Here is a 19,449-nt window from a genome sequence, read left to right on the forward strand (position 1 = left end):
AACGCTATCTGTAATGGATTAATACATCCATGGATAATATGGATAATATGAATAAGGATAATAATATGGATAGTAATATGGATAACTGTAGAAGTTATAATATGGATAAAATCCACCAAATCCTCCAAATCCTCCGTGATGGAATCCTCCATGATGCATTCCCCCATGATGCATACCACCACCATGCATTCCTCCATGTGCAGGTCTATAAAGATCATCGAACATACTAAAAGTTGGCTGCTCGCCTTCTTCTCCCTTCTGCATTCCAGCTTGTGGAAGAGTTTGCTGCATCATAGCATTTTCCTGCATTGGAGCTGTACCTTGCATAGCAGGATTTACTCCCATCATTGGGTTTTGTCCCATCATTGGGTTTTGTCCCATCATTGGATTCATACCCATCATTGGGTTTTCTCCCATCATTGGATTCATGCCCATCATTGGATTAGAATACATCGGATTGGAATACATTGGCATATAACCTTGCATCATTGGACAATTGCACATAGCTGAACCTGAGCATGAACACTCCCTTTCGAAATCTTCACTCTCATTAACTTCTCTAGTGTCGGAATTCTTTTCTTCCATATTTTACCTCCAGTAAAGTTTCTTCATTAACTATTATATTAAGAAATTTTTAAATTGTGACTATTTAATTACATTTTTTAAAATAAATTTATATTAGTAACACAATAGTGCTATATCATTTATTTTTAAATTTTTGTATCAATTACATAATAATTAGAATATTTTATAACTGTATGAATAATAAATAAGGAGTTAAAGTACAACTATGGCATATCTAAGAACCCCAGCAAATAACATGTTAAATGCAAATCATCCACCAATGATGAATTGCATTCCACAAGAAACCATAATAAAAAATGTTAGATTAGCAGCTGCATACGTTCCTTATCAGATACTTTGTACTATTTTTCCTCCTATTGAATCTCTAATGAAAGGAACTGTCTTCCCAGAACTCTTCAGTCCATATAACAAAATGGAAAAAAGATATAATTCTTTTGATAACCTGCGTGATAAATGGAACCCAGAAGATAAAATAAGCAGAATGGAGCTTTTAAAAAAAATTACTGCCACCAATTTTATGAAAGAAGATCTTTCTTTATATCTTAATACCCACCCTATGGATGGAAATGCTTTGGCAAAATATAATTTTTATGTAACTCAATGCAAAAAATTAACAGAAAAATATGAAATGCATTATGGTATGTTAACTGAGCATGGCTCTTCTAGTCCAAATCCATGGCAGTGGATAAATGAACCTTGGCCATGGGAATATGATGCTAACTTTGAACTTAATGGGGAGGGGATGTAGCCTATGTGGACATACGAAAAATTCTTAGAATATCCTATAAAAATAAAAAATCCTAATCCTAATATGGCAAAAACTATTATAACTCAATATGGCGGGCCTGATGGTGAATTAGCTGCATCATTAAGATATTTAAGCCAAAGGTTTACTATGATAACTCCTCAAGCCATAGCAACTTTAAATGACATAGGAACAGAAGAATAAGTACCATAATGTTATAAGTTATTATATTTCTCAATTTACAACATGAAATATTAAAGCACTTAGCTTTCTTATTATATTAATATATTTAAATATTTTTCATTTAAACTAAAATCTTTAGTATACTTATCTTTTACCTTATGATTTTTTAAATATCCTTTCCAAGTGTTCTTGCAGATCTTATACACTTCCATCCAATAAGCGTCACTCTTTCAAGTATCTTACTTATATCTTCTGAGGTCTTATCCTTATATGCTTCATCACATATTTTTATAGTTGTATTTCCAATTTTATATTCCTTCACGATATTTTTATGACAATCCTTTGAATACATTTAAATCACCTTAAAAATACAATACTGTACTTATTAATTTATGAATCTTATAAGTCATATGTGATTTCATATTCAAAGCATCTCTTTTTCATCTCTTATTTTCCTAGTACTATTAATAGAATAACCACGGCTGTAACAAATACTGCGCATGGAAAATAAAACCACACTTCTGTAGGTGAAAAAAAGCAGTTTTTAAATGTTGTCTTTTTCGTATTGTGCTTCGATAATATCTTCATTGAAAAATCAATATCATTTTCATCTCTTTTACGAACATCATCAAATAAATTTCTATATTGGCGTTCTAATTTTAAATAGTATGTGTCTAGTATCCAGAAAAAAACAACTGGTATATATGCTATAAATGGATATACCAGTTTACTATCCTTTACTGATAATGCAAAAACTCCAGTTACTAGTGTCACTGACCAGCTTTTCAATTTAAATGAGTTAGATGCCATACGCGTTATGTCTGTTTCAATCATTTCCAAATGCTTGATTTTCTTTTCAGACATTTTTATATGCCTCCATAATTATTTTTTATATTATATTTACTAAACTTATTAGGTTAGTATTATGTTTTTAATTTTATACAATTCATCCAACTTTTCAAATTTATCTAACTCTTTCCCATACTTAAAACATTTAATTCTCCATTTTTCTAAATCCTGATGGTTAATTTCATATAAATGTTCCATATCTAAGTTATAATTAACATTAAAATTTTGTTTACTTACAAATATCTCCCTAGGTGTTTTTCTAATTAATTTTGCTGCTGCAATCTCCATGTATATCCATGGTGATTGAGTTTTTTTTATTATATCCGAAGCTTTAATTAAATTTGGAGTATTAAGAAAAAATAAACACTCCGCTTTATCCATCATCATAGCCAAAGCAGTACATAACATCATATGAACATGACTAGTAGAATAATTTCTTTTTACATAATCATAATCTCCATCATCTGTTAAACAGTATTTATTATCTATTTCCTCAAGTAAATCTTCACAATAGCCCCATACACAAGAGTCTACAAATGCATTTAGTTGAAAGTTTCTACTTAGCCATCCCGATAAAGCAATTGCCATATCCTTATCCTTATATAAGTGAGAAATAAAAATATCTGCATCAATTTGCGGAAACCAATCTGATTGAATATTGGAACCATCCAAAGAACCATCTTTTAAAATAAAATTATCTAAGCTTTTTTCAACCTTTTTTCTATTTATATCAAAGGATTTTTTGCCAGTATTATAACAATAAATATCATGGTCATTAAATAAATTTCCATCAACGTTTAGTTTAAATCCTACAAACATAATATATCTCCCTCTTTCATTCACCTCATCTTCAAATAAAAAATTTTGATTTATTACTATACCAGATACAAAAATTAACTTATAGCATTGAATACAATAAGTTAATCTTGTAAATAATATTTTACCATATATTTACTATTTTTTCTATGTAGATTTTTTATTCATCTACTAACCTTTTTAGATTTTAAGTAATTCAAAAATTATAACATCTATTTTAAAAAAATAATCTATTTAGCAGCTATACAAAATATGATTATTATATAAGATAATTTGTGCAAGAAATGAAAGGTGGATTTTTTCATGCCATATTGTTTATATTTAAGAAAATCTAGAGCAGACATGGAAGCAGAATCTAGAGGTGAAGGTGAAACTCTTTCTAGGCATCAAGAAACTTTGTTATCTTTAGCTCAAAAGCTAAAGCTTAATATAACTAAAATATACAAAGAAATTGTTTCAGGAGAAACTATTGCTGCTAGACCTGTTATGCAGCATCTTCTTTTAGAAATTGGAGAAAATTTCTGGGATGGAGTTCTTGTTATGGAAGTGGAACGTTTGGCTCGTGGTGACACTATGGATCAAGGTATAGTTGCTCAAACCTTTAAATATTCAAATACTAAAATTATAACACCAATGAAAATATATGATCCAAATAATGAATATGATGAAGAATATTTTGAATTTGGGTTATTTATGAGCCGTAGAGAATATAAAACCATAAATAGAAGATTGCAGCGTGGAAGAATTCAATCTGTAAAGGAAGGTAAATTTCTAGGAACAAAACCTCCTTATGGATATACTAAGAAAAAAATTAAAGAAGGAAAAGGATATACTCTGGAAATAAATGCAGAACAAGCTGACATAGTAAAATTAATATTTGAACTGTATGTAAAAGGTGAAAAACAACAAAATGGAGAATTTAAAAAATTAGGAATATCACTTATAGCTAAAAAATTAAATAACCTTAAAATCCCCCCAATGAAGTGTGATGTATGGGTTAACTCTTCTATTCAAGGAATATTACACAATCCTGTTTACATAGGTAAAATTCGATGGAACTGCCGCCCTGAAAAGAAGAAAATAGTTGAAGGTTATGTTAAAAAGCAGCGTCCTAGAGCAAATCCTAATGATTGGCTCCTTGCTGATGGCCTGCATGAAGCTATAATTGACACTGATACTTTTAATCTTGCACAAGAACTTCTTGCAAATAACTCGTCAAATCATTGTCCAAAAAAACGACAAATAAAGAACCCTCTTTCTGGTTTAATTATATGCGGCATTTGCGGACGTAAAATGATACGCAGGCCATATATAAAAAGAAAGCAGCCAGAAATCCTATTATGTCCAAATACAGCATGTTCTAATATAAGTTCGCAACTATCTTATGTTGAGGAAAGATTGCTAAAAGCTCTTAAAAATTGGCTAAAAGATTATAAACTTCATTGGAAATTGAAAAATGATGAAACACCCAATGAAGATGTGCAATTAAATATAAAAAAGAAAGCTATTAAAAATTTAGATGAAGAATTAAAAATTTTAAATAAACAATTGAATAATATACACAACTTACTGGAACAAGGCATATATTCAACAGACATGTTTATTAAACGTTCCAAAATTATTAATAACAAAATTAATACAACTGAAAAAACTATGAAAGCTCTTATTGATGATTTGCATTTTGAAATATTAAAAAATGAAAAAGTAACTATTCCTAAGGCTGAAAAAATACTTGAATTGTATACAATTACAGAAGATCCATCCCTAAAAAATGAGCTTTTAAGAGAACTAATTCTTAAAGCTGTTTATATAAAAAAGGTAAATGGACGCTGGCATAACAATCCAGATGACTTTGAACTTATTTTATATCCTAAACTCCCTACAAGATCTTGATAACTTACAACATTGAGGCACAGAAGAATTAGCACATTTAGAAATGGTAGGTTCTATAGTTCATCAGCTAATGAAAGGTGCAAGTATTGAAGAAATTGAAAAAGCAGGAATGGGTGCTTACTATGCAGATCACGGAAAAGGTATTTACCCTTCAAGTGGTTCAGGTGTTCCATTTAATGCCTCATATATTCAATCAAAAGGTGATCCTATTGTAGATCTCACTGAAGATTTAGCTGCTGAACAAAAAGCAAGAGCTACTTATGAATATCTAATAAATATGGCTGACGATCCTGATGTTATAGATCCTTTAAAATTCTTAAGAGAAAGAGAAGTTGTTCACTATCAAAGATTTGGTGAAGCTCTTAGAATTGTTCAAGAACGCTTACAAGAACCTCATTTATTTATAATGCCTAATATAAAATAGACCTATTAACTGCTTGTAAATAACTCAAATTTCGCACATACAAATTTTTCACTTAGTACAGCATATTACTAAGTTCAAACTTTATATGTGCGGAATTTGAATAAATAATAAATACTATTTTTTGTGATTTTCTAAATTATTTATATTTGTATCATGAATTTTATAAAACTTAGTTACCATTAATATAGATCCTATTAATGCACAAAACATATCCCATTGAGTATCCAATTTATCTCCTTGATACTCCAATAAATCCTCTGGGGCTCTTTTATATACAATACATGCTGCACCTTCTAATATTTCATAAAAACCACTTATTGCTAAACAAATACAAACAACAATTATAGATAATATTATCCCTTTTTTTAACTTTATCTTTCTTATTAATAATTCTCTAATAATAAAAGCTGGTATAAAGCCCTGCATAAAATGTCCAAATCTATCGTAATAATTTCTTTTTAAATTATATGCTTGTTTTATTGAATTAAATATAGGTACACCACTGTATTTATAATGTGCTCCAATCAGCATTATTATTGTTAAGATTAAAATGAGTTCATAAACAAAGTCTGTAAATTTAAATTTATTATAAGTAAATATAAGTATTATAAATCCTATAAAAGCAGGTAAAAACTCAAAAAACCATGCAGAATAATTTTTAGGATGAATGGCCGATATAATAGAACATAAAACAAATAATATTAACAAAATTAAATGCAGTTTTTTAGGTTTACTATCTTTTTTCACTTTAGTCATAGCCATTCACTCCAATTATATTTCCATTATAAAACTTAAATAATTTTCTAATATGTAATTTATAAAAAACAAATACATTCACTTTATAAACTTTTTCATATTATCTTTTACGCCTTTAACTATATTAACTATATCCATATAAGCCTGCTGAGTTCCTTTTGTTACAATAGGTCTTCCAATGCTTACTAAGTGGAGTCTTCTTGAAGTATATCCTCCTATATCCATAAGCAAATTAACTGCTGGCTTTGTATCAGCAATAAAAATCCCCTTATTGTTTCCATGTAAAATAGAATACATATCACTAATAGCAGGTATTACTAAATCAGGTTTATATTTTCTAGCCAAAGTATATACTTCTGCATTAAATTCGTCTTTACCAATATATATTAATCTTCCAATTTGGTCCTTTTCTATTTTATCAAAGGTTGGCAAATTAAGCAGCTCAGATTCACTAGGCACTCTATTAACTGGTAAGTTGTTAATGTGTATATTAGCTGCAACTGCTGTAGAATGAGCTCCTCCAACATCATGATATACCACTATCATACTATTTTATACCTCCCTAAACTTTTGTAAGCACGTTTATAGTATGGTCTATATTATAAAAAATATAATTAAGATTCAATGTAACAATATTTATAAAAACTGCATACTATATATTGTGTATATTTTTCAGGAGGTAACCTATGTATTGTTATACTCATGTAAATCAATTTACTTGTGTTTTTAACGAACTTCAATTGTGGACACACATTTCAGAGGATCATCCAAACTTTTTTAAAAGAGTAGCTAAACTTTCTGGTATTAATCTTCCAAAACCTGTAATAGATAACCTTACCAATATCCACATGATGTTTTCAAAATTGCATAATGATGTAATGTACTTAAAGAGAATTGTAAATTCCAATCCTGCCCTATATGCTAGAAATATTGCCAATGTAAGAAGACTAATTGATGAATTTATACTTCATGACAAACATGCTTTGTCATTTTATCCACAATTGCTGAGATATGGACGAGGAAATGCTGCTTGGCAGGAATTAGTTAAACATATCATTGATGAACAAAATTTTATGCTTGAGCTATTTACAAACTTAAGACAGCAGATACGATAATGATCTTAATCAATAATACTTACTATAACTTTAAACTTCATACTTAAAACAATAAATAATGAAAGCTATGAAATATTTAAATATTTCATAGCTTTTTAGGTTAAGAATATATTTTAACCTAATCCTTCAATTAATGCTTTCCTGCCAATTCAGATTCTTTTCTAGGATTTGCAAAGCTTGGTTCTGTAGGATTAGGATTTTGATAGAATCTACCTGGTGTTGATAAATCAAAGTACAATTTTGAGTCCTCTGTAACTCCAAAGTTCTTATTTGATCCAGTATCTTTAACATTATTAAGAGCTTCTCTAAATAACGCATTGTGTGCTTCTTCTCTTTCTAATAAAAAGTTTATAGTTTCTCTAACATATTTATCATTAACTTGACGATAAAGATATTCGTATACAACCTTTGCTCTTTGTTCTGAAGCAATATTAGAAAGTAAATCTGCTACCAAATCACCAGTTACTGTTACATAGTTTGCTGTCCATGGTTCTCCAGAAGAATTAGTTAACACTGGTGATAACCCTCCAAGAACATGTGTTTCAATTTCTCCGCTAGTTACAGTATTAAAATCCACTGCATGACCATTTAGCAAATTGATAGTTTGCGCTACCATTTCCATATGGCTCAATTCTTCTGAACCTATATCTAAAAATAAATCTTTAATTGCAGGATCCTTTATCCTAAAACTCTGAGATATATATTGCATAGCAGCTTTAAGTTCTCCATTACCGCCACCAAGTTGTTCTTGCATTAATACCGCATATTGAGGATTGGGTCTTTCTACCTTAACATCCTTAAGCAATTGCTTTTCATGTTTAAACATTTAGATCACATCTCCTTTTTGTATTCTAAATATAATATTTCATAAATGGATATATTAAATGCATACTGCAAATGAAAATTTTTCGGTAATTTTAGGTATATTAAAATAGATTCAGCAAAAAATACACACATGAATCTAGCTTTATAATATAATTGTTGGAGGTGTAAATATAATGAAAAAAAGTATTAAAACAATATCCGTTATTTTATTTATCATAGCAATCTTTTTAGGTATTAAGAGCTTAGTTAAAACAAGTGTTGGTAAACTTGATACATATCTTTCAATAAATTTAAGATTAAATAAACTACTTAATCCTAAGTCAATTGATAATAACTCTATAAAACAAATTAGGGAAGCTTTAAATACTCAATCCATTATATGGTCCAAAAAACCCATACCATTTTCCAACATTAAAAATGTTACTGTTTCAGAAAACTCTAAGAAGATATCAATACGTATATATACACCTAATAGTAACAATAAACTTCCAATAGTTATTTATTCACATGGTGGCTTTTGGATTGGAGGAGACCTTGATACCCATGATGCTGTTTGCAGAAAGCTTTCTCAAAATTCCAAGGCAATAGTGATCTCTGTAGGCTATCATCTTGCTCCAGAAAATCCATTTCCTATTGCAGTGGACGATGTATACACCATACTCAATTGGACTTATAAAAATGCAGAAAGTATAAATGGAGATAAAAATCATATAGCTGTTGCAGGAGACAGTGCAGGTGGAAATCTTTCTACTGTAGTTTCTTTAATGGCAAGAGATAAAAACGGTCCTCCTATAACTTGTCAGGTGTTAATATATCCCTCCACAAACATATTTGAACTAAATAGTAACTCTTGGTCACAATTTTCTAATACTATTAATCTTTCAGTAAATGATATGGAAAAGTATATATCACTCTATATTCCTAAAAAAGAAGACAGAAAAAATGCTTATGCTTCTCCTCTTTTATCTAAAGATTTAAAAAAATTACCTGATACTCTTATAATAACAGCAGAAGTTGATCCTTTAAGGGATGAAGGAGAATCTTATGGAAACAAATTAAAAGAAGCAGGAAATAATGTAACTATCACTGAATATAAGGGTGTTTCTCATGGATTTATTACAATGGATAAAATTACAAGCAAAGCAGATGGAGCAATAAATCAAATTTCATTATATCTACAAAAAGAATTTAAAATTACCAAGCCATAACTATAAAAATACCATATGTAGATTTAATTTTTGTAAATCTACATATGGTATTACTTTTTAAACAAAGTATGGATTTAAGCATACTTGGTTTATTATTTTCCTTATATATGCCTAAGTTATTATCATAAATTCTTATTTTTTATTTTGTCTGGATTTTTCATTTAGTTGTCTTGCTTCTTGTAAATCATCAGCATTAATTCCGCTGTTCATTCCGCTATTTACTGAACTACTCATTGCTCCACCAGATAAATTTGCTCTAGATTGTTGATTTAATGCTCTTGCTTCCTGTAAATCAGCATCATTCATTCCACTAGTCATTCCACTGCTTACTGAGCTATTCATTGATCCTGCAGATGAATTTGCTCTAGACTGTGCATTTAATGCACTTGCTTCCTGCGTTCCAGCATCATTTAGTCCACTAGTCATTCCGCCGCTTACTGAACTACTCATTGCTCCACTAGTTGAATTTGCTCTGGATTTTTTATTTAGTTCTTTTGCTTCTTGTAAATCGCCTTGATTGTTATTCATAATAATTTTACCCCTTCCGTTAATATATATATTTTTAAACAAAAGCTCTTTGGTAAACCAAGGAAACTCAATCCTTAATTCCAACATTATATTACCCATATATTATTTATATATTCATAAATTAGCACAGGTATAAAATCTCAATTGCAAATTTTACAAGAAGTTAAAATTCATATTTTATAAAAATAATAATACTTATTCTTGAATTCCCTTATATAAAACAGAAATTCTCCTATAATCAGGAATATCTAAATACTCATGGAATCAATATAAAACATTTCAATACTACCATCCCTAAAAATAACAAATCCTCCTGATGGACTAAACCAATCACATTTACATTCAATTTCAATTGAGTCCTTAAACACTCTCAATCTTTTTAACTCCAATGAAGCTAACTTTTCTTCTCTTGTTCTAGCTTGAAAAACTCTTTTTGCTTTTTCCTTACCTACTATTTCAGAAAAAGTCTTTTCAGTTTCATCCTCCAGCATTTCTTCTCTTTTACACAATGCTGCTTCTTCTATGTTGTAGCAAGTTTTATCAATATTATCTATTAGATATTTTTTATACAATGATTTTTGATCACTTTTTATTTTTTCCGCTTCATCAGCTCTAAGAAGCTCTGGATTTTCCCTATGGAACTTCATTAACCCTTCACTCATTAGTTCCATATTAAAATTTTCATAAATTGAATTATAAACATCTATCTCTGCCTTAGCAATGTTTTCTTTATTATTTATCTTAAATGTTACTCTATCCTTTAACAACCAATAGTCTTCTTTATATGTAATTTTTCCATATACTTCATCATTAAATGTTTTCTTCGCCATATGTAGTTTCTCCCTTTATGCTTCCCTAGATAATTGATCAACTCTTTTTAATACTTGCGGCATCCTATATTCACCATTTAGTTCTTTTATAAATTGTGCAGCATAATTTAAATCCAAGTTAGCAGCACTAACATACAAAGGTTTATTACTATTTCCACGATATACTTCTAAATAATTTGTACTATCCTTAAAAAATGTTTTTGCTACTCCAATAACAGGTGTTTTACAATTTAAAGCTTCATATAGATATCCACCTAATCCTTTTTTACTATCATTAAGCCAAACAAAACTATCGACAATAATAAAATCTAAATTTTCTTTTACCTTATCCAAAAGTTTTAATATACATGGCAGTTCTCTTTTATAAAATTGTCCTGGAATATACTCATTTATCTCATCAATTAGTACATTGTACTCAGCTAGAATACGTTCCTCTTCATCTTTTTGAAAAACAACGCAGCTAGCTTTTGCATAATTTTCATAATAATAAACATCAAAACATGCTGCAATTACACTTTTCATTACTCTTATCCTCCTAAAATTTATATATTTCATATCTAGGATATCCAACTGCCGCTTTCAATTTATCCTATTATCCCGCAATTTCTGCTGAATCTAAACTTCCGCTTATATTTCCACTGACTATGATGCAGTGTCCTGCAAACAAGCCTCCATCAAAGAAGAAAATCTCAAACTCACCTTTAGGATAAACGCTTATGGTATCTAGCTCTATGGATTCAATAAACATTTCTTCTGTGATCTCGTCAATATCATCTTCTTCGTCAATCCAATCATTGGCAAGATCTAAAAGCTCACTTGCGGCATATGCTTTAATTTTATCACTCCAGTGCTTTTGATTTTTGAAAAGCTCATATGCAGTCTTGAGAGAAGCTTTCATTGTTTCTTCCTCATCTAGATCAAAATATAATCGTCCTTTTTCTCCTGCCCAAGTGATATCAGTCTCAAAAAGCTTAATGCCCTTATCTAATTTAAATTTTCCAAGGAGCTCATCTTCATAAAATACTGGTTTTAGGTCTTCCAACAGTATGTTTTTAAGTTCTTCATCCTTGTAATCTGCATCTATAAGCTCCACCAACATAAAGGATCTTTCTCCTTTTTTAAGTTTAATTTTAATTATAGAACTTTCCTTAATAGTCTTTTGCCATTCCTTTAAACCTTTATCATCAGTAAGCCAGGCTAGTCTTACTTCCTTTTTTACTAATGGTTCACTGCTGTTTAAATCTTTCCAAACAATAAGATCTATGGAAGCTTCCCATAACTCTTCTCCTCCTGCCTTGCCTGCACCAACTCCTAAAGAAGCTGTTACAGCAGCCACCTCAAATATCTCCTCTGAAAATCTATTTTCAAAGCTTTTTAGTTCGCTGTTTTTTTTACTCATAACTTCCTCCTATTTTAGCTAACGCTGCTTTTTCTATCAATCCCACCAAACATTAATGATCCTGTACTTCTTAGGGACATATGACAAATTGAATTTTTGAAATTGATCCATAATGAACCGCAAACTTTAATTATTCTCATTCATCTTTATTTTCTTCATATTCTGATCGCACAGCTTCTAAAAATTCTATAATATCCTTATATACTGCTCCATCTATATCTGCACCACTCTCATGATCCCAAGATGTAAATGATAGGCCATCATCATCAGGTGTAAACAAACACAGCCAATAAGAAAAGTATCCATCAAAACCAAAGGAAAAAAAGCCTTCACTTTTAAAAGGTTCAGCTTGTGAATCTTTTAATGAGTTTTCAATAGAATATATATATCCAAATGGTAAATCCACCTTTGAATATTCAGCGTAAAACTCTCTTAAAGCTTTGGGTGACAATGATAAGGTCCTTTCATCATAAGTACTTTTAGTAAGTTCTACCTTATCACCATATATCTCAAGCATTTCCTTCATATATTTACTAATTCTGCTCACATTAAATTCCTCCTAAGAAATAGTTTTAATTGTTCTTTGAAATCCAATAATAAATTAAAATTTAATTTTTTTAATAACATCAGCTCCAGCTTCATTCAACTGAAACACTCTTCCACTTCCAGAAATAATTTGTTCTGATTCTCTAATAAAAGCATATGAAAATCCATCATCTAAATCATGTGCATACTTTAAATCCCCTGTTTCAGCATCATAACAATAAACTACATAATATGGTGTTGTCCTTGGAGAATTATATTTATATACAATTCCACAAACATAGTTATATTTCTTTAAATATGAAATACTGACAAAATGCTCATTCTTATTGTTATCTGCTTTCCACACAAGCAATCCTCCAGTATTATATACATATAATCCTTCACCAACAGTTGAACATGCAAAACCATTTGGTAAACAGCACACATCTAAAATTAATTTTTCTTTCTTTGGTTCTATCCTGTAGTTATCATATTTTATATAATAATCATTCATAATTAGATCACTGCCATATTTGTTATATATAATGTTTCTTGCTCCATTTGTTTTAGATATTATTTTTCCATCTGCTAAATCTAGTACAAATGTTTGATTCTCATTATTACTCACAGATAAATTTTCATCGTTTCCAGTAAATCTTATTCTCTGAATATGTTTAATCTCTTTAATATTCCAGGTAATTTCTCCACTTTTTGCATCATATAGTGTTACCCCAAACCTGTTATAAGCTGCAGCTGCACAAAATTGACCATTATCAGATATAGCCAAACGTTTTCCACCTGATCCATACTTTGTTTTTAAATCTATAATTTTTGTATATGTTCGCATATTCCATACTTGAGTATCCTTCTCAAAGGCCCCTGCAATAAGATAATTTCCATTTGCTGAAGAATACAATTCGTAAACTTTCATATATAATCTCCTCTTAAAAAATTGTTTTATTTCTTTTTAAATAATTTACTCTTTATAATACTTAACTTGAAATTTATATTAATTACTCATTGTAACTTTTTTCTATATTATTAGGAATTAAATGTGAATCTATTTTTAAAATCTATAATTCTCGTGCATAAAGAATACCTTTCTCAATTGCTTCTGCTAATCCTTTTGGATTTTCCCAAGCCATAGAATGTCCCGCTGATTTTACGATTTCAATATTTATCATGTGTTTCTTAATTTCAGTTTGGTCATCATCTGGTAAAGATTTTTCACCAAAAATAAATGTTCTTTTGCATTTCAATGAATATAATATTTCACGCCAGGATGGCTCTGCTCCCGTAACTGCTGACTTTGAAATCCTACTAGCTGCTGTAGAAGACCAAACTGATAATGTGGCTGCCCACATAGAATTTTTACTTGAATTCTTATTGACAATTTCATCAAATATTCCATTTATAAAATCTTCTTCCTGATAAGTTCCAAATTCATAAGTTGATGAGCCTTTATTACTTTTGTCTAAGTTAGCTTCACTAAGAATGATTGTCTCAATATTATCTTTGCATTTATTAGCAAGTTCAAGTGCAACAGCACCGCCTAAACTATGGCCAAAAATAATAAACTTAGAAAGCTTTAAATCCTGAACAAAATTATACAAATAATTTGCATGCTCTTTTACAGTATATAAATAATTATCTGGTTTATCACTAAATCCACTGCCAAGTAAATCTATTAATATTCGTCTGTGATTTATTAAATCAGTTTGTGCTGCTACTTCAGGATAATCAAATGATCCAGCACAGCCTAATCCATGAATAAATAATATAGGTGTATCATCACCAGGTAAATCATGATATCTCATCTTGTTTTTCATGTTATCTACTATGTATTCTTTCATAAAACGTTCATTCCTTTCAATGTACTCAAAACACAAAATATATTAAAATAATTACAAACTAAAAATCTTTTCAAGCAAATTACATTCTCCTTTTGGCACTGCTGCTAGTCTAATTCTGCAAAGCAATTCTTGAATCTATTGATTTATGATTTTTATCCAACATTTTCTTAAATTGAATTTTAAATGTAATTACAGTTACAGTAGTTGCAATTAAATCTGATACAGGCTCTGAGAGAAATACAGCAAAAACTTTATCTGAAAAGAAATTTGGCAATATATATATAAGTGGAATAAGCAAAATTACTTTACGCAATAATGCAAGAAATATAGACCATTTTGCTTGTCCAACTGCTATAAAAGTTTGTTGACAAGCAGCTTGGGCTCCTAATACAAATGAAGTTGCCATATAAATTTGTATAGCCCATATACCGGTTTTTAAAAGCTTAGGATCGCTATTAAATATTGAAATAAATGCTCCTGGTTTTAACATTATACATGCCCAATATACCAAGGTAACACCTAGTGAACAGCTTATAAGAAGCTTAAATGCTTTTTTTACACGTTTATTATTCTTAGCACCATAATTATAGCTAATAATTGGCTGTGCTCCTTGGGTTAATCCTGTTGTTAAGGTAAATGATATTTGCATTAAGCTAGATAAAATAGTCATAGAACCTACTGCTATGTCCCCACCATATTTTTGTAGTGATGAATTAAATGTAACATTTAAAAGGCTTTCTGTACTTTGCATAACAAAAGGGGATACACCCAAAAGAATTACAGGTATTATTATGGACTTTTTCATCTTCATATTTTTTTTACGTATTTTAAGTTTTGTTTTGTTTCCAAGTAAAAACTTTAGTACCCATATAGCCGAAATAGCTTGTGCTATAACATTTGCAAAAGCTGCTCCCTTTACACCCATTCCAAAAACAAATATAAAAATAGGATCTAGTATTACACTTAAACCAGCCCCTATAATAACTGATAGCATACTAATTTTAGAGAATCCTTGAGTTGAAATAAAAGCATTTAATGCCAAAGTAATTTGCACAAATATTGTTCCAATAACATAGGTATTTAAAAAATTTAGTGCATAAGGCAGCGTTTCTGTGCTTGCACCAAAAGCCATTAGCATATTTTTTCCAAAAAGTAAAAATATTATAGTTAATAATATAGAAATTATAATAATTGATATGAAACAATTACCTAGAATTTCTTCTGCTTCCTCATACTTATTTTCTCCCATTTTTATAGCAGCTCTTGGTGCTCCTCCCATCCCTATTAATAAACTAAAGGCTGCAATAATCATAGTAATTGGGAAGGTTAATCCTACTCCTGTTAAAGCATGTACTCCTACATTAGGAATGTGCCCTATATAAATACGATCCACAATATTGTAAAGCATATTAACTAATTGAGCTATAATAGCTGGAGCTGCTAATTTAAATAGTAATTTTCCTATACTGTCCGTTCCTAATTTAGTAGTTGTATCTTTCTTCATATAAAAACCTTCCTTCAACTAAACATAATGCTTTACTATATCCTTCAAATCTAATCTTCATCATCTAAATCAAAAAATTCCCAAGACAATGATCCATCAATAAACTTAGCAGGACTTTTCAAAAATTCACTCCAAGTCATTTCTTTAATAAAACCAAACATTCCATGTTCCATGTCTAAACATGCAAAGCTTTTATGTTCTGTAATCCAGGATATTACTCCTATATTCCCATAATCATCTACATCATATATCAAGTCAACGAAAGTCATGTCCTTCCACTTAAATGTTCTTACCTCATCAAGTGCATAAAATTCAACATAGTTTGTCCATTCAGATTCCTGCAAATCTATCCTCCTATTTTGAGAACCTAGAAATTCAATAGCATCATTTGGCAATCCTAATTTTTTTAATCTTTCAATACACCATTCACGCTGATGCCATTCTTTAGGTTCACAGCTTTTAATAAGCTTAAGTATTTCTTTATCATCTTTTCCTGCTGATTCATTATAAAGTCTATGGCACCACCTATCATTACTTGCTTCAACCGCTTCATTAAAAGGTCTATATCCCCATTTGTCTGTTATTGATACATCTGCACCATTTTGTAGTAAAAATTTAACAATATCTAAATTTCCTCCTATTACAGCACATTGAAGAGGAGTAGGTTTACATACAAATACTTTATCAGCACCATTATAATTTATATCCGCTAAGCCTTTATTTATAATTAATTTAACTAACTCAAATTCGCCTTCTTCTGCCGCATTCCTTAGCATATCTCCAAGTTCACTAGGATCATTACATTTTTCTATTTCTTGCTTATTCAAATTCATTTTTTAACTCCTTCTATGCAATACTAATTCCTTGTTTTTTCATTGACTCTTAAGCTTTGATTTTAAAAACATTTCTTTTAAATCATCTATTGAAAATTCATCATTTCCGTTTCTCTCAATAAAGTTTACAAACTCCTCCACCTTACCTCCCATTGGCAAACAATCAAAATCAGTAGAAGACTTGGTTAAATTATATAATTCCTCTTCAGAATAACTTATTATTTTAACTCACCCCTTCTATATAAAAGAATTTGTTATATTTTTATCATCCTCTATTTGCAGTCAATTACTATTTTCACTTTTGTCATTCACAATAAAATTGCTCTTTCTTTCGACTTTGTAAAGACAATCTATTATTTCACAAATATAATCATAAAATGTTTTTCCGATTCTATATATACTACCTAAATCATCGTCCCAAATTTCTCCCACTTCCCAATTCTCATCAATTAGAAAAACTAAAGCTTTACCAGAAGGGTCACATCCAAATTGTACTACTCTTTCTTCAAAATCCAAAAATTCTAAAAGACTCTCATCATAAAAATCTTGGATTTCACATAGTTCCCCCCAAATAGTAGAAAACTCCTTTCCAAAACTGCCTGCTCCTATTTCTGAAAGATAATCAAGATAATCCTCAGGAATTTGAGGATATTCCTTTCGCAGTTCTTCTATCTGCTTTTTAGAGTACAATTCTCTTTCTTCTTTATGTGAATTTAGTTGAGCATCTAATTGGTCTATATATTTTAATGCCTCAAGTTCTCTTTTGTATCTCACAATATCACCATCTATTTAAATTTTGTAACTAATCCTGAATTGTAAATTTATAAGTTTTACCTATTGGAAATCCATTTTCTTTGTCAAATGGATATATTATATTGAGCTTATCCATAAAATCTACAACTTGCCAATCTTCACCAAAGCCAAATTCATCTTCTTCATAAGCTTTCTCCTCATTAAAATCATCCTCATCCCAAACCTTATAGTAATTTTCAATATCCTTTAATAAAACACCCTGTATAAAGTTACAAATTATTTCTGGCTTACCTCTCCATTCTTCAATTTCAGTTTGGGATAATTCTTCCCAATAGTTCGGAATGGGATTAAACTTATCTTCAACATTACCGCAATTATAGAAAATATACATCCAAAGATCACTGTCGTGAATATGAAATGAAAATACACTTGTATTCAATACTTTGGATAAATACTCTGATGCCTCATCCCATTCAAAAAAATCATCTGGATAAACAACTGTTGTATTTTTATCATTTCCACCAACAACACATAAGTCAAAAGTTTCATTCACTACTGCTGCTTCCTCCATAGTTCCTTTTTTGAATTTAGTATAATCCTGCAAAGCTTGTATTACTTCCTTTGTACTTTTTCCTATTACACCTGACATTGCTAGAAACATGCCCATTAAAACCACTTCCTTTTCTATTCTATTTATAATTTTTTATTATTTTAATTATTAAATATTTTAAATACAGGATTACTTGATATCACAAGCATTCTTTCAGCACTCTCTCTAACATTAACTTCATCAAAATCCATACAAATCACCTTAAAGTCCCTAGTTTTTGGTATTAAATGATATTCTTCAGTATCTAAAAATTCAATAAGAGCTTGCGAAAATGTATTAAGTAACTTGTAACTCCAATCCTCATCTTCCATCAATATCTCATATTTGCTCTCTCCAAAATAACCATTTTCCGCATAATTTTCAGAAGCAAAATCAGCATTGGACCATTCTGCAGGAATATACGTATTGTTTAATGCATTATCTTCTCTGTTCATTAGCTTCTTAGCTAAACTAGAAATGTTATCATAGTTTTTTAATGCTTTTTCAAAGGCACTACGAAAATGTTCCTCTGTCTCTAAGCACAAATTAATAGTGCCGTAAAAACCACTTACATCAAAACCAAATGCTTTATATGTATTTCCAGGATTCTGCTTCAAAAAATTAAGAACCTCAATTTTTGCAAATTCAACAATTTTTTTCTTTAATTCTATGTAATTGACCTCCATCTTCCGCTTCCTCACTTCTAAATTATTATTTTCTTTAAAATTTCCGAAACTTATATCTTATATTTCATTGGTGTAACTTTTTCTTAAAGTTATTCTCTTGTATCCTCGCCATTCTCATCCATTAACATTTGTTCTCTTATATATTGTTGAAAGGTTTGTCCATAAACATGTAGTTCTTCACATTCATGCCAAAACTCAGCAACTTTCCAATCTTCTTCAATAAGAAATCCTGAAAAATCTCCACTAAAGTTATCTCCAAAAACTAGAAATTTTTTATTTTCCAAATCATACAAGTCATACCCTGTAAGATCCTCTATAGTTTCTAAAGCTCCATGAACTACAAATTGACATTCCCTAAAGGATCCTGTTCCTATTTCTTTAAGATAATCCAAATAATCCTGAGGTATACCTAAATGCTGGTCAACTAATTCCTTTATTTGTCCATTTGTCCATTTTTCACGACTGTTCATTTCAAACTCTTTTTTATCTTCAACTATTTCTAAAAAACTAATTTCTTCTTTATATCTCACAAAATCACCTTCATTTTAAT

General features: G+C 29.8%; 24 protein-coding genes and 2 pseudogenes. 6 read left to right on the forward strand and 20 right to left on the reverse strand.

Annotated elements, in window-relative coordinates:
* Positions 1 to 18 precede the first annotated feature (18 nt).
* Complete coding sequence (locus Ccar_RS09265; protein WP_007060354.1) at positions 19 to 585, reverse strand: hypothetical protein; 567 nt, start codon at positions 583 to 585, stop codon at positions 19 to 21.
* Positions 586 to 790: 205 nt separating this feature from the next.
* Between Ccar_RS09265 and Ccar_RS27360 the strand changes: the two genes are divergently transcribed.
* Together Ccar_RS27360 and Ccar_RS09280 are read left to right on the forward strand one after the other, a co-directional pair.
* On the forward strand, positions 791 to 1,333 hold the full coding sequence (locus Ccar_RS27360; RefSeq protein ID WP_007064635.1) for a spore coat protein CotJB: 543 nt from the start codon (positions 791 to 793) through the stop codon (positions 1,331 to 1,333).
* Between the two features lie 3 nt (positions 1,334 to 1,336).
* A pseudogene (locus Ccar_RS09280) lies at positions 1,337 to 1,531 on the forward strand (manganese catalase family protein); the annotation flags it as partial.
* A 148-nt stretch (positions 1,532 to 1,679) separates the two neighbouring features.
* Here the strand turns inward: Ccar_RS09280 and Ccar_RS09285 are convergent.
* The 3 genes from Ccar_RS09285 to Ccar_RS09295 form a co-directional block, all read right to left on the reverse strand.
* A complete protein-coding gene (locus Ccar_RS09285) occupies positions 1,680 to 1,865 on the reverse strand; it encodes a hypothetical protein (RefSeq protein WP_007060350.1) in 186 nt (61 codons plus the stop codon).
* 95 nt (positions 1,866 to 1,960) lie between these two features.
* Positions 1,961 to 2,377 carry a hypothetical protein gene (locus Ccar_RS09290; RefSeq protein WP_007060349.1) on the reverse strand — a complete coding sequence of 139 codons (417 nt, stop codon included), beginning with the start codon at positions 2,375 to 2,377 and terminating at the stop codon, positions 1,961 to 1,963.
* A 48-nt stretch (positions 2,378 to 2,425) separates the two neighbouring features.
* A complete protein-coding gene (locus Ccar_RS09295) occupies positions 2,426 to 3,181 on the reverse strand; it encodes a hypothetical protein (RefSeq protein WP_007064633.1) in 756 nt (251 codons plus the stop codon).
* 300 nt (positions 3,182 to 3,481) lie between these two features.
* Between Ccar_RS09295 and Ccar_RS09300 the strand changes: the two genes are divergently transcribed.
* Positions 3,482 to 5,071 (forward strand): recombinase family protein, encoded by a 1,590-nt coding sequence (locus tag Ccar_RS09300; RefSeq protein ID WP_007064632.1) that lies wholly within the window; start codon positions 3,482 to 3,484, stop codon positions 5,069 to 5,071.
* A gap of 28 nt (positions 5,072 to 5,099) precedes the next feature.
* Positions 5,100 to 5,495, forward strand: a pseudogene (locus Ccar_RS09305) (manganese catalase family protein); the annotation flags it as partial.
* A gap of 114 nt (positions 5,496 to 5,609) precedes the next feature.
* Here Ccar_RS09305 and Ccar_RS09310 read toward each other — a convergent pair.
* Both Ccar_RS09310 and Ccar_RS09315 read right to left on the reverse strand, forming a co-directional pair.
* A complete protein-coding gene (locus Ccar_RS09310; RefSeq protein ID WP_007064631.1) occupies positions 5,610 to 6,251 on the reverse strand; it encodes a DUF2238 domain-containing protein in 642 nt (213 codons plus the stop codon).
* A 78-nt stretch (positions 6,252 to 6,329) separates the two neighbouring features.
* On the reverse strand, positions 6,330 to 6,797 hold the full coding sequence (locus Ccar_RS09315; RefSeq protein WP_007060341.1) for a DUF3189 family protein: 468 nt from the start codon (positions 6,795 to 6,797) through the stop codon (positions 6,330 to 6,332).
* A 140-nt stretch (positions 6,798 to 6,937) separates the two neighbouring features.
* Here Ccar_RS09315 and Ccar_RS09320 point away from each other — a divergent pair, with 140 nt between their 5' ends.
* Complete coding sequence (locus Ccar_RS09320) at positions 6,938 to 7,366, forward strand: DUF2935 domain-containing protein (RefSeq protein WP_007060340.1); 429 nt, start codon at positions 6,938 to 6,940, stop codon at positions 7,364 to 7,366.
* A gap of 130 nt (positions 7,367 to 7,496) precedes the next feature.
* Here the strand turns inward: Ccar_RS09320 and Ccar_RS09325 are convergent, their stop codons facing one another.
* Positions 7,497 to 8,192 (reverse strand): manganese catalase family protein, encoded by a 696-nt coding sequence (locus tag Ccar_RS09325; RefSeq protein WP_007060339.1) that lies wholly within the window; start codon positions 8,190 to 8,192, stop codon positions 7,497 to 7,499.
* Positions 8,193 to 8,364: 172 nt separating this feature from the next.
* Between Ccar_RS09325 and Ccar_RS09330 the strand changes: the two genes are divergently transcribed.
* Positions 8,365 to 9,399 (forward strand): alpha/beta hydrolase, encoded by a 1,035-nt coding sequence (locus Ccar_RS09330; protein WP_007060338.1) that lies wholly within the window; start codon positions 8,365 to 8,367, stop codon positions 9,397 to 9,399.
* Between the two features lie 132 nt (positions 9,400 to 9,531).
* On the opposite strand, the gene Ccar_RS09335 is transcribed toward Ccar_RS09330, so the two are convergent.
* The 13 genes from Ccar_RS09335 to Ccar_RS09395 all read right to left on the reverse strand — a co-directional run bounded on the left by Ccar_RS09335 (position 9,532) and on the right by Ccar_RS09395 (position 19,429).
* Positions 9,532 to 9,927 carry a hypothetical protein gene (locus Ccar_RS09335; protein ID WP_007064630.1) on the reverse strand — a complete coding sequence of 132 codons (396 nt, stop codon included), beginning with the start codon at positions 9,925 to 9,927 and terminating at the stop codon, positions 9,532 to 9,534.
* 248 nt (positions 9,928 to 10,175) lie between these two features.
* Positions 10,176 to 10,757 (reverse strand): hypothetical protein, encoded by a 582-nt coding sequence (locus Ccar_RS09340; protein ID WP_007060336.1) that lies wholly within the window; start codon positions 10,755 to 10,757, stop codon positions 10,176 to 10,178.
* Positions 10,758 to 10,772: 15 nt separating this feature from the next.
* Positions 10,773 to 11,279, reverse strand: coding sequence for an endonuclease V (locus Ccar_RS09345; RefSeq protein ID WP_007060335.1), 507 nt, complete (start codon positions 11,277 to 11,279; stop codon positions 10,773 to 10,775).
* 70 nt (positions 11,280 to 11,349) lie between these two features.
* A complete protein-coding gene (locus tag Ccar_RS09350; protein WP_007060334.1) occupies positions 11,350 to 12,156 on the reverse strand; it encodes a DUF2262 domain-containing protein in 807 nt (268 codons plus the stop codon).
* A 136-nt stretch (positions 12,157 to 12,292) separates the two neighbouring features.
* Positions 12,293 to 12,703 carry a hypothetical protein gene (locus Ccar_RS09355; protein ID WP_007060333.1) on the reverse strand — a complete coding sequence of 137 codons (411 nt, stop codon included), beginning with the start codon at positions 12,701 to 12,703 and terminating at the stop codon, positions 12,293 to 12,295.
* 54 nt (positions 12,704 to 12,757) lie between these two features.
* On the reverse strand, positions 12,758 to 13,612 hold the full coding sequence (locus Ccar_RS09360) for a WD40 repeat domain-containing protein (protein ID WP_007060332.1): 855 nt from the start codon (positions 13,610 to 13,612) through the stop codon (positions 12,758 to 12,760).
* A 142-nt stretch (positions 13,613 to 13,754) separates the two neighbouring features.
* Positions 13,755 to 14,534, reverse strand: a complete 780-nt coding sequence (locus tag Ccar_RS09365; protein ID WP_007060331.1) for an alpha/beta fold hydrolase — start codon at positions 14,532 to 14,534, stop codon at positions 13,755 to 13,757.
* Positions 14,535 to 14,643: 109 nt separating this feature from the next.
* A complete protein-coding gene (locus Ccar_RS09370) occupies positions 14,644 to 16,038 on the reverse strand; it encodes an MATE family efflux transporter (protein ID WP_007060330.1) in 1,395 nt (464 codons plus the stop codon).
* A 50-nt stretch (positions 16,039 to 16,088) separates the two neighbouring features.
* Positions 16,089 to 16,871 (reverse strand): ankyrin repeat domain-containing protein, encoded by a 783-nt coding sequence (locus tag Ccar_RS09375; protein ID WP_007060329.1) that lies wholly within the window; start codon positions 16,869 to 16,871, stop codon positions 16,089 to 16,091.
* Between the two features lie 282 nt (positions 16,872 to 17,153).
* The gene (locus Ccar_RS09380; protein WP_007060327.1) at positions 17,154 to 17,645 is read right to left on the reverse strand and encodes an SMI1/KNR4 family protein; all 492 of its coding nucleotides are present in this window, start codon (positions 17,643 to 17,645) and stop codon (positions 17,154 to 17,156) included.
* Positions 17,646 to 17,673: 28 nt separating this feature from the next.
* On the reverse strand, positions 17,674 to 18,291 hold the full coding sequence (locus tag Ccar_RS09385) for a hypothetical protein (protein WP_007060326.1): 618 nt from the start codon (positions 18,289 to 18,291) through the stop codon (positions 17,674 to 17,676).
* Between the two features lie 44 nt (positions 18,292 to 18,335).
* Entirely contained in the window at positions 18,336 to 18,899 is a 564-nt protein-coding gene (locus tag Ccar_RS09390) for a hypothetical protein (protein WP_007060325.1), read from the reverse strand.
* 89 nt (positions 18,900 to 18,988) lie between these two features.
* Positions 18,989 to 19,429 (reverse strand): hypothetical protein, encoded by a 441-nt coding sequence (locus Ccar_RS09395; protein ID WP_007060324.1) that lies wholly within the window; start codon positions 19,427 to 19,429, stop codon positions 18,989 to 18,991.
* Positions 19,430 to 19,449 lie beyond the last annotated feature (20 nt).

The sequence above is a fragment of the Clostridium carboxidivorans P7 genome, assembly GCF_001038625.1.
GTDB classification, from domain to species: Bacteria; Bacillota; Clostridia; order Clostridiales; family Clostridiaceae; genus Clostridium_AM; species Clostridium_AM carboxidivorans.